Below are 16,565 nucleotides of genomic sequence, written 5' to 3' on the forward strand. Positions count from 1 at the left end.
GTCTGTACTCGCTCTTCAACGCTTAGTTTCATTTTTCTTTTAGACATACGAAATACCCCTATCTAGGACGTTAATTATTTCTTTGTCCTAGATAGGGGTAGCATATCAAAACACTTCTACCGGCCTCTTTTTTGTTGTTCCATGAACCCTTCGGTTGCCCGTTCTTTCCAACCAGGTTAAACAGCGCTCATTCCAGTTCTCGATTGTCGTATAAATCCGGCTATCGGCGAAATTTCGTTTCACATACTTTACCGTACTCTCCACTTTTCCTTTGGATTCGGGGTCGGCTTTGCGGCATAAATGGACTCTGAACTTCCGTTGCTGTTTGTACGCTTGAAATTCAGCGGTCAGGATCATGTCTCCAGCGTGCTCACTCACAGTGATTAGGTGGCCCTGATCATAAACGATTTCTTCCGGCATGCCACCAAAGAATTCGAAGGCATTCTCATGGCTTCGAATGGCATCACGAGTCGTAAAGGGGCGGTTTTGCCATTCCACATAGCGGTAGCGTGAATGGGAAAGTAAGAAACAAATGCAGTATAATTTGATTTCTCTTTGATCCTGCGTCTTTTGACGCGTTTCGCCCTAATCGACTTGTACCTGTTTTCCCATCGGTTGTTCTTCGACCGCCTCGTATTGCCTCACAACTTTAGTTTTAGCTATCTGATATTCTTCGCGTATTTGATTCACATATAACCGCATCGTACTTTCACCAACGGTGAAGTCGGGGAATTTCTCAAGCAGCCATTCCTGTATTTGAGACGCATTCAGATGCGGATACTCTTGAAGCCAAGCAACAATCCAATCCTTGTATGGGTCCAATTTCTTCTTCCTCGAACCTAATGAATTGACCCATTCGAAAGCTTCTTCCGGTGTCTTCTCCATATAGTTATAAACCGTTGTGCGGGATACCTTCAACTGCTTTGCGATTTGTTGGATGGAAAAGTCCCGCTCCTTCATCTGTTGAATTTCCAAATATAACATTAACTTCTTCTTCACCTTTCGTCCTCCAATAACCTAAGATACCTTTAAAAGTATACAGGATTGGAGATATTCTTTGGCGAAAGTGTTCAATCTTATTCATCGAAAACTGTTCAATTTAGTTTAGCACTGACATCTTGATGCTGATAATAAAATTACGATTGATTTATCCAGAGTACACATTTGGGATGAATCAGGAATTGAAGCACTAAATTCGCTGTTTGATATCTTCGAAAAAAATAAAACATCTGTACAGATAATCGGTATTAAAACAACTGATAAAGAATTGATAAATAAATAGAGGCACTGAAATAAATAGTACTAAAAGAGTTGGATATCTATTTGTCTGATATCCAACTCTTTTATTACACTAAGTTAAGACTTTTACAGTTATTTTGGTAAACCTTACTATATCTAGCAAAAATACCTATCTTTGTTCCCAGTCAACGTATGACTTTTTTTCATAAAGCACTAGCTTCTCAGCCCTTGTCCTCTATCAACAAGATACCAACAAATTGCATAAAGAACGATGATAAAAAGGATTAATATTGTAATTGAAACCATAATTGGTACATCTGTCGTTCCAAGAAATCCATAACGAAATCCTGAAATCATATAAACAATTGGATTAATTTTCGATACTGCCTGCCAGAATGGCGGCAACATTGAAATGGCGTAAAATACACCACCTAAATAAGTTAATGGCTGTAAAACAAATGTTGGTACAATTGAAACATCATCATAAGATTGTGCAAAAACACCATTAATTAAGCCTGCTAATGAAAATAAAATTGCAGTCATCAATAATGTAATCACCACAATAAACCATGAATAAACATGAAGTGGAACAAAAAATAGAGAAATGACTGTAACCAATGTCCCAACTAAGATACTCCTACCCAGTCCACCAATAACAAATCCCCAAATAATAACATGTGTGGGTACAGGTGCAACTAATAGCTCTTCAATATTCTTTTGGAATTTTTGAGAAAAGAAAGATGAAGAAACATTTGCGTAAGAACTTGTGATTGCAGACATCATAATTAAACCTGGTACAATAAATTCCATATAGGAGAAGCCGCCCATATCACCAATACGACCACCAATCATTTTTCCAAAAATAACAAAATATAATGAGGTCGTAATAACAGGAGGCACTAAAGTTTGTACCCATATCCGTAGGTAACGGTTGGTTTCCTTAACTGCTAAGCTTTTAAGTGCTGTAAAGTAGATACTAAACATTTTTCTCCCCCTTTTGATGTTTGTCTTCGGTAATTTTTAAAAACAACTCTTCCAATCGATTTGATTTATTACGCATAGAAAGAACCTTGATATTTTGCTGATTGAGCTGCTCAAAAATATGATTAACTCCCTGATTTCGTTCAACTTCTATAGCAAGTGTTAGATCATCTTCAAAAAAGTGCTTATAACCTTTTATCACAGGTTTTTTATTGTAGCTATCTAAATCAAAAATGAAAGTCTCATATTGTAGTTTTGATAGAAGTGCTTTCATACTTGTATTCTCAATTAGCTCACCTGATTGAATAATACCAATGTTACGACAAAGCATCTCTGCTTCTTCTAAATAATGAGTTGTAAGAATGATTGTTGTGCCACTTTCATTTAACTCTTTTAAAAATGCCCACATCTCTCTTCTAAGCTCAATGTCCACTCCAGCAGTTGGCTCATCAAGAATTAGCAGTCGTGGCTCGTGCATTAATGCTCGAGCTATCATAAGTCTTCGTTTCATCCCTCCAGATAACATACGGGCACGAACGTTTCTTTTCTCCCATAAATTGGACTGCTTCAAATACTTTTCACTACGTTTCAGTGCCTCTTTTCTAGAGACACCATAATATCCTGCTTGATTTACTACAATTTGTTGAACTGTTTCAAACGGATTAAAATTAAATTCCTGCGGCACAAGACCAATCTGTTGCTTTGCTCGCTCTAAATCATTATCAATATCATAATCAAAAACCTTTACTTGACCAGCAGTCTTATTAACAAGTGAGGTAATAATTCCAATTGTTGTTGATTTTCCAGCACCGTTTGGACCTAGCAGTGCATAAAAATCTCCTTCTTCTACAGTTAAATCAATACAACGCAGCGCCTCAACACCGGTCGCATATACTTTTTTTAAGCCTTTTAAATCTAGTGCATAGCTCATTTACTCATTACCTCCTTACTCATATTTCTTTTGTCAAAAAACAAATGCAGTCAAGGTGCAACTGCATTTGCGACAAACTATTTTCTGTCTTCTTTAGCTTTAGATTCTCTTTTTTTAGCTAAAACATATAGAACCACAACAATTATAACAAAATTTACAAATATACAACATTTATTTGATAGTTTAATAGTTTGGCAGCGAGGAAAGCTCCAAAGATACCAGCAAGTCTTGCCAGCGCTCTTTTTTCTTCTGTCATCTATCTAATCCCTTCATCATTAAATCAGTTAGAGGCGAGCATTTGGGCAATTATCTGGTAATTTTTATTTCCTCCAGATAAATTATAGACTTCTTTAAATCCTTCGTTTAACAGGATATTTTGAGCAGCATTTCCAGTTACGCCCTTATTACAATACGTGATTGTTGTTACATTTTTATCTAGCTCCGCCACTCTATCACGTATTTCTGCTAATGGAATATGGATAGCCCCTTTAACACAAGAAATTTCATATTGTTTTTTGGAACGAGTATCAATAATTTGCAGTTGTTCTCCACTTGCTTGTCGCTCAATCAATTCAGTTGGGGTCATTAAAGGTGTTCCATTGCTTATTGCATTATCTAACGCCATTCCAGTATAAAGAACGGGGTCTTTCGTTGTCGCAAATGGTGGTGCATAAGCAAGGTCTAAATGGAACAAATCTTCTGCTACTGCACCAAATGAAATTGCAGTGGCAATTACGTCAATTCGTTTATCTACACCTTGCTCTCCAATAATCTGAGCTCCAAGAATTCTCCCGCTTCTTTTATCTGCTAAAGCTTTGATTGTCAGCTCTTTTCCACCTAAGTAGTCCGTATGATCTGGCTTAATATTATAAAGAATAGCTGTCTCTAATCCTTCTAATTTAGCTTCTTTTTCTGTTAAACCAGTATATGCAACCGCTAAATCAAAAACTCGAACAATACCAGTTCCTAAAATACCACGATGTTCCAGAGTTCCTCCTGTGATGATATCACCAGCAATTCTACCCATCTTATTAGCAGTTGATCCAAGTGGACGATATATTGGTTTATCTGTAATGACAGAATAGCTCTCAGCAACATCTCCTACCGCATAAATATGTGGAACCGTTGTCTGCATTTTCTTATTCACTTTAATCGCACCGGATTTTCCCAATTGAATAGTTGTCGATTGAATAAGTGAAGTATTCGGAATAACACCAGCTGCAAGAATGACTAAATCCGATTTGATTGTTTGACCTTGATTGGTTGCTAATTCAGTAATATAGCCAGCCTTCTCAGTTACTTTTGTGATTGTTGTATTCAGTTGAAGCTTAACATGATTCTTTTCCAGCTCCTTTTGGACACGATAAGCCATATCAGCATCCATTTGTTTCATGACTTGATTGCCACGTTGAATAATAGTTACCTCTATTCCTTTATGAACCAATTGCTCTGCCATTTCTAATCCAATAAAGCCTGCACCAATAATTGTGGCTTGTTGCGGCTTTTCTTTTTCAATAAATGAGTGAATTGCAGCAGCATCTTGAATAGTACGAACATGAAAAAGATTTCTATTAGCTTGCTGTGCTTTAAAAATCTCTGGCACAATCGGTTTGGCTCCTGTTGCTAAAACCAATTCATCATAGGATTCGGTTTTCTTCTCCTTTGTTTGAAGATTCTCAACCTCAAGTGTTTGAGTTTCAGGATGAATAGCTGTCACTCGATGCTCTGTAAAAATATCTACATTATAACGCTTTTTAAACCATGCAGCATTTCTAGGGGTCAACTTATCTAACTCTTCAACTTCTTCTCCTATATAATAAGGAATCCCGCAAATTGAATAGGAAATATCCTTGTCTTGGTCGTAGACAACAATCTCTGCTTCCTCTGTATTTCGTCTAGCCTTTGCAGCCACACTTGTCCCAGCTGCTACTGAACCAATAATCACAATTTTCATAAAGATGCCTCATTCCTTTTTTAAGTTTGCTTAAAATATTTTTGCTTAAATTTCAATGCTACATTTACTAAACCAATCAAAACCGGAACTTCCACTAGTGGACCAATTACTGCTGCAAAGGCTTCCCCTGAATGAATACCAAATACGCCAACTGCTACCGCAATTGCTAATTCAAAATTATTACTCGCTGCGGTAAACGATAATGAAGCTGCAATTGGATAACTGGTTCCCATACGTTTAGAAATAAAGAATGAAACAAAGAACATAAGGACAAAATAAATGAGTAATGGAATGGCAATCCTTACTACATCCATTGGAAGTTCAATGACTTTTTCTCCTTTAACGGAGAACATCACAACAATTGTAAATAATAAGGCAACCAATGTAATTGGACTAATTTTAGGAATGAATTTTTCTTCATACCATTTCTTTCCTTTTTTCTTTATTAGAATCCAACGAGATAAAAAGCCTGCAATGAAAGGAATACCTAAATAAATGAAAACACTTGTTGCAATCTCACCCATTCCAATTGAAACAGCATGCGTTTCTAAGCCTAACCATCCCGGAATAACTGTCACAAAAATATAGGCAAACACTGAATAAAAGATAATTTGAAAAATGGAATTGAACGCCACTAATCCTGCCGTATACTCATTGTCCGCTTGAGCTAAGTTACTCCACACAATTACCATTGCAGTACAAGGTGCCGCACCTAACAATACTGCTCCTGCGACATATTCTTTGGCTAAATCATTGGGGATAATCCCTTTAAATACAACGAAAAAGAAAAATGCCCAAATAGCGTACATCGTAAATGGTTTAATTAACCAATTCACTGTACAGGTTACAATCAGACCTTTAGGTTTCTTAGCTGCATTAACAATACTAGTAAAATCTATTTTCAACATCATCGGATAGATCATCAACCAAATTAAGATTGCTGTTGGAATAGATACTTGATAATACTCGAATTTCCCTAAAGTTGCTGGAACAGTTGGCAAATATTTCGGTTCTATAATATTTGGTGTTGTTACTCACATTGAGTAAGGACATCAAATTTTTTTTTATAACAAAAAGACATCTGATTGTCCTATAATTAAGTCGACGAAAACATTAATAAGGAGGAAATCAGATGTCTCTACCCAATTCTATCAAAGTAAAGGATGAATTTCTAGATGCTTCAATCAAGTTAATTTTAAATATAAAGAATCAAAATAGTTTCTTTTCAACGTACGCTGTGAACAAAGAACGAGTACAAGACCATTGGTCCACAGTTTATACAGGAATTTTGACGTACCAACCACCTAAATGTGCCTGCTGCGGTTTTGATTCAGTTGTATGCCATTCCTATAAAAAAAGCGATATATAACTAATTAAGGTTCAAGAAAATTATTCTTATCTACGGTTGTATAAACAACAATTTTTATGTAAAAACTGCGGGATAACTTTCACTGCTAAAACCTACTATGTCGATGAAAATTGTTACATTTCTAAACCATTAAAGTTTGCCATTACAGTTGCTCTGAAAGAAAAAAAATCCATGAAAGATATTGCTTCAGAGTATGGTGTCTCATCTAAAACCGTTGAACGTATTTTGCATTCTTTCTACAAGGAACCACAATGAAATACACATTTTCTACCAAAACACCTTCTGATTTATGAATTCAAAAGTACTTCTGATTGCGAAAGAGACATGTGTTTTATTATTTCAGATGCAGATACAGGAAAAATTTTTGATATCCTAGACGATCGCAGAAATTTTAAAATTGAACGTTACTTTATGAGGTTTCCATTGAAGGTATGACAAAAAGTGACATATATTGTGATGGATATGAATGGTTCGTATGGTTCTATTATCTCTAAAATTTTCCCAAAAGTGAAAATTTCTATTGATCGATTTCATATTATCCAACAAATGAATCGTGCACTTAATACGCAACGTATAAAAACAATGAAGTCTTTGAACAGAAATGATTCAGAAGAAATAAAAGACTATCGAAAACTCAAAAAATACTGGAAGACACTTCTGAAAAACAACAAAACTATTGATTATACTTCGTATAAACAGTTTCCATTATTTAATAAAAAACTTCTAACAGAATCCGATGTATTGGACCATTTGCTTTCAATCGACACCACACTTAAAGAGTCCTACGAAATTTACCAGGAGCTGCTTTATCACTATGATAAACGTGATCACAAAGCGTTTTTCGCTACGATTAAAAATCTACCTCGTACAATTGATGAGCAATTTAAAAAATCAATCTGCTATCTAATAAAACATAAAACATCGATTAAACATTCTTTTCTATATCCTTATTCCAATGGGAAAATCGAGGGAAAGAATAATCTAATTAAAGTGATCAAAAGAATTGCATTTGGTTTTCGAACCTTTCGAACACTAAAGATGCGCATTTTTATCCAGCAAGATCTATTTACTATAATTAAATAACAAAAAAAGAGAGTGCCGAAGCACCCACTTTCTCAAGACTTATATAAAACAACACTATTTGACAAAGAGCCCATTTCTAGTGCTAAAAAAGGCTTTATCCAACACTGCCTTCCATTTCATAACTAATCAAACGGTTTAGCTCAACGGCGTATTCCATCGGTAGTTCTTTGGTGAATGGTTCAACGAATCCCATGACGATCATTTCGGTTGCTTCGGATTCGCTTAGACCACGGCTCATCAGGTAGTATAGTTGTTCTTCTGAAATTTTAGAGACTTTGGCTTCGTGTTCAAGAGAGACTTGGCTATTGTGGATTTCATTAAATGGAATGGTATCCGATTTTGATAATTCATCCATAATAATGGTATCGCATTCGATATGTGACATTGAGCCAGCACTCTTCTTGCCAAAGGTTACTTGGCCTCGATAGTTCACTTCTCCACCGTCTTTAGAGATTGATTTTGAGACGATTGAACTTGAGGTATTTGGTGCATTGTGGATCATTTTGGCACCTGTGTCTTGCACTTGATTGGCTCCGGCAAAGGCGATAGAAAGCATTGTTCCACGAGCGCCTTCTCCTTCAAGGTAAACACTTGGGTACTTCATCGTTGTTTTTGCGCCTAGGTTGCCGTCAATCCATTCGACAGTTGCGCCTTGTTCTGCACGAGCTCGTTTGGTTACGAGGTTATAGACGTTGTCAGACCAGTTTTGGATTGTTGTATAGCGGCAGTATGCGTCTTTTAAGGTAAAGATTTCTACGATTGCGGCATGCAAGCTATTCGTTGAATAGGTCGGTGCGGTACATCCTTCTACGTAATGCACACTTGCCCCTTCGTCGACAATAATTAATGTTCGTTCGAATTGACCAGTATTTTCTGCGTTGATGCGGAAGTATGTTTGTAATGGTACATCGACGCGAACGCCTTTTGGTACATAGATAAACGTACCACCTGACCATACGGCAGAGTTTAGGGCGGCTAATTTGTTATCAGTTGGTGGGACCAATTTTGAAAAGTATTGTTTGAATAATTCTGGGTATTCTTTTAGCGCTGAGTCAGTATCGGTAAAGACAATCCCTAATTTTTCAAACTCTTCTTTCATATTGTGGTAGACCACTTCTGATTCATACTGAGCAGATGCACCGGCTAAGTAGGCACGCTCTGCTTCAGGAATCCCGATTTTTTCAAAGGTGTCTTTGATTTTTTCGGGAACGTCATCCCAATCACGAGCCGGTTTGTCGCTGGATTTTTGGTAGTATTTGATTGCATCAAAGTCAATATCAGATAAATCTGGCCCCCATGTTTGCATCGGTGTTTTATTGAATACTTCGAGTGATTTCAAGCGGAAGTCTAGCATCCACTCAGGTTCACCTTTCACTTTTGAAATTTCACGGACAATTTTTTCAGTCAGGCCTTTACCAGTACTGAACACTGGTTGTACGTCGTCGTGAAAACCATATTTGTATTCTTCTAATTCAGGTACTCCCATGTTTCTCACTCCTCTTCTATGTTATGAATATAGCCGCTTTCGCCAATCCCGACTTCGGGGTGGACGAGGGCTTTTTCTAGTGCCTTCCAAGCAAGGGTCGCACATTTGATTCTAGCAGGAAATTTGGCTACACCACTTAGCATCGCCGCATCGCCTAATTCTCTAGTATGTTCTGGATGTTCTCCTTGGACCATCTCTGAAAAGGTCGCGATCAAGCGTGTCGCTTCATCCGTCGTTTTGCCAATAATCGCATCGGTCATCATTGATGCACTAGCCGTACTTATCGAGCAGCCGCTACCAGAAAAGGCCGCTTGCTCAATGACATCATCAACCACATTTAATTCAAGGTGAATCACATCGCCACACGTGGGATTGTTCATCTCAATGTGCTGACTAGATTCTGTCAGTGAGCCGTGATGATGTGGATGGCTAGAATGATCGAGTATGACTTGACGATACAAATTGTCTAGTTTAGATAGTGCCATGTTGGAAAAACTCCTTTGTTGCCTGGATGGCTTCGACTAACCGATCACAGTCGGCTTTCGTATTGTAAAAGTAAAAACTTGCTCGGGCGGTTGCCGGGACATTTAAGTATGTTAATAACGGTTGGGCACAATGATGGCCCGCACGTACTGCTATGCCTTCCATATCTAAGGCAGTCGCCACATCATGAGGGTGCAAGCCGTCTAAGTTAAAAGCAATGACTCCGGTGCGTTTGTCTGGGTCTTGTGGTCCGTAGATGGTCAAGCCTTCGATTGCTTGTAGCTTTGGCAATACATAGTGAACCAACTCCGCCTCATACTCATGAATCGCATCTAGTCCTAAGTCAGTCAGATAGTCGACAGCCGCACCTAGCGCGATGGCTCCGGCGATATTAGGGGTGCCTGCTTCAAATTTCCATGGCAATTCCTTCCAGGTACTTTGATACAGCTCGACGAAATCAATCATCTCACCACCAAATTCGATTGGTTCCATTTGTTCTAAGAGGGCGCGTTTGCCATATAATACACCTATTCCAGTCGGTCCACACATTTTATGCCCACTAAAGGCAAAAAAGTCACAATTTAATGCTTGCACATCGATTGCCATGTGAGGAGTGGATTGGGCACCATCGACAACTAATACCGCACCATGGTTATGCGCCAACTCTCCTAGTTCTTTGATAGGATTGATGATTCCTAAGACGTTAGAGGCATGGGCTAGGGCGACGATTGCCGTTTTGTTGGTAATTTGCTTTTTGGCATCGTTCATATCGAGCGTTCCTTCATCAGTCAAGGCGATGTATTTGAGCGTTGCCTTTTTACGAGTGGCTAATTGTTGCCAAGGAATGATATTAGAGTGATGCTCCATATACGAGATGACGATTTCATCGCCCTCTTTAACGAACGCATCGCCATAGCTTCGTGCGACCCAGTTTAGGCCAGTGGTCGTACCACGAGTAAAGAGCACTTCAGCTGTCTCATTGGCATGGATAAAGGCGCGAACTTTTTCACGTGCGGCTTCATAAGCATGGGTCGCACGCTCGGCTAATGTATGCACGCCGCGGTGTACATTGGCATTGTCTTTGTGGTAATACGCATTTAACACATCTAAGACAGCTTGTGGTTTTTGGGTGGTCGCTGCATTGTCTAGATACACTAGCGGCTCATCGTTCACTTGTTGGTCTAAGATGGGAAACTCATTTCGAATGGCGCTAGCATCAATCATTCTTACAACTTCCCTTCAATCACTTCGATTAATTCTTTTTGTACTTCTTTGACTGGAATAGCAGTCAATACGGAACCTAAGAAGCCACGAATAACCAAACGTTCTGCTTCTTCTTTGTGTAGGCCACGACTTAATAAGTAATACATTTCTTCTGGATCCACGCGTCCAACACTGGCCGCATGTCCGGCTGTTACTTCATTTTCATCAATTAATAAGATTGGGTTGGCATCGCCACGAGCTTGGTCAGACAGCATCAGTACCCGACTTTCTTGTTGGGCATCTGCTCCTTTTGCTCCTTTAATAATATGGCCGATTCCGTTAAAGGTTAGCGTACCTCGTTCGCGAATGACGCCGTGTTGCAAGATATGACCAATCGAGTATGGGGCTTTATTGGTTACGCGGGTATCGATGGCTTGCGTTTGACGACCGGCACTGATTGCGACTGCTTTTAGCTCAGCATGAGAGCCTTCACCCACCAAATCAGAATCAAAGTCAGCGATGACATTGCCATCATTTAATACGCCTAGAGCCCAGTCGACAGACGCATCACGCATGATGTAGCCGCGACGATTCATGTACGTGGATAGGTGTTCACCTAATTGATCAATGGCTGAGAATTTGACTTTCGCGCCATTTTTGGCAATGACTTCTACGATGATATTAGCAGAAGCTTTTTCAGAGCCTTCGCCGACAGTCATAAAGCGTTCAAGGTAGTGAAATTCACTGTGTTCTTCGGCAACGATTAACACGTGCTTAAAGAAGTGTGCATCTGAAGCACTATTTTGATAAAACAAAGCTTCAATTGGTTCTTTGATAACGACATTTTTAGGAACATAAAGGAAAATTCCACTATTCATAAAGGCCGCATGAGCAGCTGTCATTTTGTCTTCATTAATCGGTACTGCTTTTTTCATATAGTAGCTTTCGACTAACTCAGGGTAATCTTGCATAGCTGAAAACAAATCAGTCAAAATGACACCTTGGTCAGCTAGTGCTTGGGGTAGTTGCTCAAAAACCGTTAAGTCGTCTTGTTGGACAATTGTTGGGTTGTTTTTCATTTCGTCAAAGGCTGGTACGCTGGCATCGACAGCCACTTCGCCAGATAAACCGGCTTCTGTGATTTCAAAAAGTGGCCAACGATCAAAGCGGACCCGTTCGATGTGTGGCAATGGTAATGCGTCTATTTCAGCTATGGCTTGTTGACGCAGCGCCGACATAAAAGAAGGTTCTTCTTTCGTGGCAGAAAAAACGTTGACTGCATCAAGATAGTCAGTGAATTCTTTTTTCATTCTCTTGACCTCCTTCTACGCTTCTTCTTCTTTGTATTCTATACCTAACTCATGGCTAATTCCTGCATAGCCTTCTGCTTCCAAGCGTTTTGCTAAATCGGCATTGCCAGTCAAGACCACACGTCCATCCATCATAATGTGAACCACATCAGGTGTGATGTAGTTTAATAGACGTTGGTAATGGGTGATGATCAATGAACCAAAGTTTTCGCCACGCATTTCGTTAACGCCACGTGCAACAACTTTCAATGCATCAATATCTAGACCTGAGTCGATTTCATCTAAAATCGCAAAAGTCGGTTCTAACATTAATAATTGTAAAATTTCATTGCGTTTCTTTTCCCCACCAGAGAAGCCTTCATTTAAGTAGCGTTCAGCCATTTCCTCAGGCATATTCAACAGTTCCATTTTTTCATCTAACTTCTTCAAGAAATCCATAACAGAAATTTTGTCGTCTTCATCACGTTTGGCATTGATTGCCGCCCGCATAAACTCGGCATTGGTAATTCCTGGAATTTCACTTGGGTATTGCATCGCCAAAAATAAGCCAAGACGCGCGCGTTCATCGACTTCTAATTCCAAAATATTTTGGCCGTCTAAGAGAATTTCACCTTCTGTTACTTCGTAGTTTGGGTTTCCCATGATGGCAGCGGATAAAGTTGATTTCCCTGTTCCGTTGGGTCCCATGATGGCATGAATTTCCCCAGTTTTTAAGGTTAAATTCACTCCCTTTAAGATTTCTTTTTCTTCTATTGAAACGTGTAAGTTTTTAATCTCTAACACTGACATGCTATTCCCTCCAATAACTTTTCTGTTCTTTCTCATTTTAGACTAATTGAGAATGAAGTTCAAACAACAGAATTGGAAAAGTGTCATTTTTGGCTATTTTCTGACAAAAAAAGTCAAAGAAGCCTCAATTGACTTCTTTGACGAATAAGAATTATTCTTATGAGAAAAAGTTTTTGACCTTGCGCCAGCCAAGTTCAAAAGGGTTCGCCTTGCTGACAGATTTTTGCACTACAATGGTTGTCTTTGGTTGTTGAGTTTGATCCAAGTAGCCCAAGGTATCTTCTGTCAGTCGAATGACAGCTGTCCCGACTTGCTTGCCTCTTTTGACGGGTGCGGTGACGCTCGTTTTGGTGAAAGTCGGTGTGACAGTGATATTTGTTGCATCCATGCCTTTTTTCACCCAGACAGTCACCTCGTTGTCTAAACCAACGGCGACTTTAAGTTGCTCGCCATCTTTCACCGAAATGGTCTGCCGCTTTGGTATCGTCAGTGTTTCTCCATTGATGGTCTGCTGCTGCCACTGACTGTAGACCCACTCCATCATGCGTGCTGACTCGGTAAAGCGTGCGATTCCCGTCGCATCCGTTACATCTAGTACAACGGTAATTAAGCGCGTATCGCCTCTCTTGACTGTCCCGACAAAACACGCACCTGCTAAATCGGTCGTACCTGTTTTTAAGCCGTCTACACCGTCTGTTGCTACCGCCATGCCCGCAAGCATTTGATTGGTATTCTCAAGCTCAAGGTTCTCACCAGTCGGCTCAGCAAAAGTCAGCTGTGATTGACTCGTAATCTGTAAGACTTCTGGAAAATCTTGCAGCAAATGCCGCGCGACAATCGCCAAATCCTTGGCAGACAGTTGATTTTCTTCCTCGGCTCCCGATCCGGGGTAGCGATTGTCACCTAAGAACGCATTGTTTAAACCGGTGCTAGTGACGATTGTGCCGTCTGTTATCCCCCAAGTCGTCAATTGTGCTCTCATCAGATCGACAAAGGTGGCTTCGCTCCCGGCGACTTTCTCCGCTAAGGCCATCACAGCCGCGTTAGCCGATTCTAAAAAGCCCGCTTCAATCAAGTTTTTGACTGAATACGACTGCCCTTCATAGAGCAATACATTCGATAGTTGCCAATTTTGGCTAAGTGCTGACGTTTCAGCAGATATCGTCACTTGATCGGTCATGCTTAATTTACCAGTGCGAATCTGATCGTAGATGATATACATACTCAAAAGCTTTGTCGTCGATGCAATGTGTAGCGGCGTTGTCGCATCTTGTTCATAAAAAATTTTTCCTGTGTCGCTATCAATGGCAATCGCGGCTTTTGCTTGAATGGCCAGTGGTGTCTCTTCCTGTGCTTGGACGACTGGCGCCAGAACACATGAGCCAATTACGCAGAACAACAGTAGATAGATACGAATTCTTTTGTGCATCGCTTAACTCCTAGCTATACTTTTTTTACAAATTGATGGTGGCATTTGGAGCAGGTGACTTTAATCTTGCCACGCCCTTTTGGTGCTCGGATACTTTGCTTGCATTTTGGGCAACGGAAATAGACAAACTGTTTTCTTTGCTCGTAGGCTTGTTTTTTGATGCGGAAAAACGTGCGTAAGCCTTTTGTGCGTGCCAGAAATTTTTTGTTTTCATTGCTACGGATATACACGCGCTTGGAGAAAAAGCGGAAATACGCATAAATAAACAGCGCATACCCGATCCATTTTATCGCACTCAGCCAGGAGAAGGCGCTCAGAAGAATACAGACGACTGCCATGGACAAGGCTACCTTATTGATCTCATCCATACTTCCATATCTACCGCGCATAAATTCTTGAAATCGTTGTATCCACTTCATGTTATCGTTCCTCTTTCTTTCAATACTGCCTTTATTTTATCATGCCGAATCGTTCGCCTCAATCGGATTTCTGTGAGTTCTATCATTTACTGGGCACACTTCTTGACTTTCCTTAAGAAAAATTTTAGATTTTACTTGTTATCAATTAAAAGGAAAGAGGTTTCAAAATGAAAAAAAGTTTCGTTATTTCACTTTCAATACTATGTTCCCTACTCATTTTTGCTGGCTGTAGTTCTTCAACCAGTTCATCTGATACAGCCACAACGGATACCAATTGGGAGAAAATCGAAAAAAACAAGACTCTTACTGTTGCCACATCAGGCACGCTTTATCCTGCATCGTACTACAACGATGACAATCAATTAGTCGGGTATGATATTGATGTTATCAAAGAAGTTGCGAAGCGTTTAGACTTAAAAGTAAAAACAGTCGAATACAACGTCGACGGTCAACTCGCAGCCGTCCAAAATGGATCCGCTGACTTAATCGCCAATGACATGTCCATCAATGAAACACGTGCAAAAAAATACACTTTAAGCTCACCAATCAAATGGTCATTCGGTAGTATGATCGTTCGTAAAAGCGACAACTCTGGCATCACTTCTTTTGATGACCTTAAAGGCAAGAAAGCAGCCGGAGAAGCCACAACCAACTATATGAAAATTGCTGAATCTATGGGCGCTACCTTAGTGAGCTATGATAATGCGACCAATGAACAATACCTAACAGATGTCGCAAACGGCCGAACAGATGTCATCTTAAATGATTACTATTTACAAAAAATGGCTACTGCAGCTCTTCCCGATGTGCCAGTCAAGATTTTACCTGATATGTATTTCAATCTATCGTCATCTGGTTTCTTGATGAAAAAAACAAGTACCACATTAGAAAAGAAAATCAATCAAACCATAGCGGATATGGAAAAAGATGGCACCTTACAAAAAATATCTGAAACGTATTACTACGCAGATGTTACTCAAAAACCGACTGAAAAAATTGAAAAAATATTTGATGTGGATCAACAATGACGCCTACTTTTTACATTCCGACGATTGATTTTCAGTTAATTTGGCAATCCTTACCGTATGTTCTTAAAGGCATTCCCTACACGTTAGGAATTGCCTTGATCAGCTTTATTATCGGAAATCTTTTGGCGATTGCCTTCACCTTGCTTTTGGAGCGGGCGATTGCTCCCGTTCGATGGTTTATTCGTTTTTACGTGTCCTTTTTACGAGGCATCCCGATGATTGTCTTGTTGTTTTTATTTTATTTTGGCATGCCCGTTCAGTTGACTGCCATCCAAGCTAGCTGTCTCAGCTTTTCGCTCTCATCAAGTGCCTTTTTGACCGAGATTTACCGCGGAGCACTCGCGGGTGTCGATAGCGGACAACGTGATGCTGGCTATGCGCTAGGCTTTTCTTACTATCAACTGATGCGTCAAGTTATTTTCCCGCAAGCTTTCGTTACTACTGTACCGGCCCTAGGAAATGTGGCGATGGATGTGTTAAAAGGAACGTCGCTGACTGCGATGATTTCGGTACCTGACATTTTTCAGCTTGCCAAAATTGTCGGTGGGCGCCAATTTGATTTCTTTAGTATGTATATTTTGGTCGGTATTCTTTATTGGCTCTTGTGTTTATTGATTGGTGCGGGACAGAAAAAAGCCGAAACCTATTTACTTAAAAAAGTAGGCATCACCAATTAGGTTGTATCAAAAGCGGGTTGCTACGAGCGATAAGATCAGAAAGCCCAAAAATTGACCCTCAAATTTTTGGGGATTTTTGACTTATAGCCGAGAGAGCTGCTTTTGTAACACCGTTGATTTAGGTTGTATCAAAAGCGGGTTTCTACGAGCGAAAAAATCAGGAAATCCACAAGTTGTGTCATAA

Annotated in this window: 13 protein-coding genes and 3 pseudogenes; 4 read left to right on the top strand and 12 right to left on the bottom strand. The window is 39.7% G+C overall.

The window, feature by feature from the left end; all coding sequences use genetic code 11:
• Positions 1 to 108: 108 nt before the first annotated feature.
• Positions 109 to 984: pseudogene (gene istA, locus HMPREF9088_RS02030) on the bottom strand (IS21 family transposase); the annotation flags it as partial.
• Positions 985 to 1,135: 151 nt separating this feature from the next.
• Between istA and HMPREF9088_RS11555 the strand changes: the two are divergent.
• On the top strand, positions 1,136 to 1,282 hold the full coding sequence (locus tag HMPREF9088_RS11555; protein ID WP_081457076.1) for an STAS domain-containing protein: 147 nt from the start codon (positions 1,136 to 1,138) through the stop codon (positions 1,280 to 1,282).
• A gap of 170 nt (positions 1,283 to 1,452) precedes the next feature.
• On the opposite strand, the gene HMPREF9088_RS02035 is transcribed toward HMPREF9088_RS11555, so the two are convergent.
• From HMPREF9088_RS02035 to arsB, 4 genes and pseudogenes are all read right to left on the bottom strand, one after another.
• A complete protein-coding gene (locus tag HMPREF9088_RS02035) occupies positions 1,453 to 2,223 on the bottom strand; it encodes an ABC transporter permease (protein ID WP_007207451.1) in 771 nt (256 codons plus the stop codon).
• The gene (locus HMPREF9088_RS02040) at positions 2,216 to 3,151 is read right to left on the bottom strand and encodes an ABC transporter ATP-binding protein (RefSeq protein WP_007207452.1); all 936 of its coding nucleotides are present in this window, start codon (positions 3,149 to 3,151) and stop codon (positions 2,216 to 2,218) included. The genes HMPREF9088_RS02035 and HMPREF9088_RS02040 overlap by 8 nt, the downstream gene beginning before the upstream one ends.
• 280 nt (positions 3,152 to 3,431) lie before the next feature.
• Positions 3,432 to 5,105 (bottom strand): FAD-dependent oxidoreductase, encoded by a 1,674-nt coding sequence (locus HMPREF9088_RS02045; RefSeq protein WP_007207453.1) that lies wholly within the window; start codon positions 5,103 to 5,105, stop codon positions 3,432 to 3,434.
• A gap of 20 nt (positions 5,106 to 5,125) precedes the next feature.
• A pseudogene (arsB, locus tag HMPREF9088_RS02050) lies at positions 5,126 to 6,103 on the bottom strand (ACR3 family arsenite efflux transporter); the annotation flags it as partial.
• A 134-nt stretch (positions 6,104 to 6,237) separates the two neighbouring features.
• Here arsB and HMPREF9088_RS12635 point away from each other — a divergent pair.
• A pseudogene (locus tag HMPREF9088_RS12635) lies at positions 6,238 to 7,557 on the top strand (ISL3 family transposase).
• A gap of 94 nt (positions 7,558 to 7,651) precedes the next feature.
• Here the strand turns inward: HMPREF9088_RS12635 and sufB are convergent.
• The 7 genes from sufB to HMPREF9088_RS02090 all read right to left on the bottom strand — a co-directional run bounded on the left by sufB (position 7,652) and on the right by HMPREF9088_RS02090 (position 14,676).
• Positions 7,652 to 9,043, bottom strand: coding sequence for a Fe-S cluster assembly protein SufB (gene sufB / locus HMPREF9088_RS02060; protein WP_007207458.1), 1,392 nt, complete (start codon positions 9,041 to 9,043; stop codon positions 7,652 to 7,654).
• 5 nt (positions 9,044 to 9,048) lie between these two features.
• Positions 9,049 to 9,528: a Fe-S cluster assembly sulfur transfer protein SufU gene (gene sufU, locus HMPREF9088_RS02065; protein ID WP_007207459.1), complete on the bottom strand. Its 480-nt coding sequence runs from the start codon at positions 9,526 to 9,528 to the stop codon at positions 9,049 to 9,051.
• Positions 9,515 to 10,750: a cysteine desulfurase gene (locus HMPREF9088_RS02070; protein ID WP_007207460.1), complete on the bottom strand. Its 1,236-nt coding sequence runs from the start codon at positions 10,748 to 10,750 to the stop codon at positions 9,515 to 9,517. The genes sufU and HMPREF9088_RS02070 overlap by 14 nt, the downstream gene beginning before the upstream one ends.
• A 2-nt stretch (positions 10,751 to 10,752) precedes the next feature.
• Positions 10,753 to 12,039: a Fe-S cluster assembly protein SufD gene (gene sufD / locus HMPREF9088_RS02075; protein ID WP_007207461.1), complete on the bottom strand. Its 1,287-nt coding sequence runs from the start codon at positions 12,037 to 12,039 to the stop codon at positions 10,753 to 10,755.
• A 15-nt stretch (positions 12,040 to 12,054) separates the two neighbouring features.
• A complete protein-coding gene (gene sufC / locus HMPREF9088_RS02080; RefSeq protein ID WP_040366100.1) occupies positions 12,055 to 12,828 on the bottom strand; it encodes a Fe-S cluster assembly ATPase SufC in 774 nt (257 codons plus the stop codon).
• A gap of 157 nt (positions 12,829 to 12,985) precedes the next feature.
• On the bottom strand, positions 12,986 to 14,257 hold the full coding sequence (locus HMPREF9088_RS02085; RefSeq protein ID WP_007207463.1) for a serine hydrolase: 1,272 nt from the start codon (positions 14,255 to 14,257) through the stop codon (positions 12,986 to 12,988).
• Positions 14,258 to 14,271: 14 nt separating this feature from the next.
• The gene (locus HMPREF9088_RS02090) at positions 14,272 to 14,676 is read right to left on the bottom strand and encodes an Rcat domain-containing protein (RefSeq protein WP_007207464.1); all 405 of its coding nucleotides are present in this window, start codon (positions 14,674 to 14,676) and stop codon (positions 14,272 to 14,274) included.
• A 167-nt stretch (positions 14,677 to 14,843) separates the two neighbouring features.
• Between HMPREF9088_RS02090 and HMPREF9088_RS02095 the strand changes: the two genes are divergently transcribed.
• Positions 14,844 to 15,704 (top strand): transporter substrate-binding domain-containing protein, encoded by an 861-nt coding sequence (locus HMPREF9088_RS02095; protein ID WP_007207465.1) that lies wholly within the window; start codon positions 14,844 to 14,846, stop codon positions 15,702 to 15,704.
• Positions 15,701 to 16,381 carry an amino acid ABC transporter permease gene (locus HMPREF9088_RS02100; protein WP_007207466.1) on the top strand — a complete coding sequence of 227 codons (681 nt, stop codon included), beginning with the start codon at positions 15,701 to 15,703 and terminating at the stop codon, positions 16,379 to 16,381. Before HMPREF9088_RS02095 ends, HMPREF9088_RS02100 begins: the two co-directional genes overlap by 4 nt.
• Positions 16,382 to 16,565: the final 184 nt, after the last annotated feature.

It is taken from the genome of Enterococcus italicus DSM 15952 (genome assembly GCF_000185365.1).
In the GTDB taxonomy this organism is placed as follows: domain Bacteria; phylum Bacillota; class Bacilli; order Lactobacillales; family Enterococcaceae; genus Enterococcus_G; species Enterococcus_G italicus.